This is a genomic window from Vibrio sp. Y176, from assembly GCF_033438945.1.
Map to the genome: position 1 here is coordinate 1 of NZ_JAWOQS010001188.1, position 518 is coordinate 518.

At 44.4% G+C, this 518-nt stretch carries 1 protein-coding gene and 1 pseudogene; both read right to left on the reverse strand.

The genetic code is table 11. The annotated features are described in order from the left end of the window. A pseudogene (locus tag R7O13_RS30900) lies at nucleotides 1-231 on the reverse strand (Type III secretion negative regulator (LscZ)); the annotation flags it as partial. A gap of 131 nt (nucleotides 232-362) precedes the next feature. After that, nucleotides 363-518: helix-turn-helix domain-containing protein (locus R7O13_RS30905; RefSeq protein WP_318305723.1), on the reverse strand; the 156-nt coding region annotated here is incomplete at its 5' end.

The following is a 518-nucleotide window of genomic DNA, read 5'->3' on the forward strand; positions in this document are numbered from 1 at the left end:
TCTGTCCAACAAGCGTTGCAACAACGATAACTGGTCGTCATTCAGCACACCTTCACTCAACAGCTGTCGGTGATTCACGTGGACAACATTGAGATCCTGTGATGGCTGAGACGCACTCTCGTATCGTGCTCCTCTTTGCAAAACAGTGACTTTCCTTTGCGTCACAATGCTGTCAGGAAAAAGCGAACGGCGTCGCCAATGCTGCTTTTTCATTTGTGTTCTTCTCCGCATCCCTTTCGAACACTCCAGAATGAAAGGGATGTAATAAATTTGAATTATTCGTTCTTACGCTGAACATAATAGAATTTTATGTCCGTCGGTGACTTTCAAAATTAGTCAGAAAATTTTAGTCATAAGTCATTTCAATTAGCGATGGCGACTTGCTCATCACCGGAACGGACCTTACTTGGCGTAGTGCCAAAGCGACGTCGATAACTTTGAGTAAAGTAAGATTGGCTGGAAAATCCCGCTCCCATTGCCACGTCGACAATGCTCATTTTGCTCGTCAGCAAAAGCTT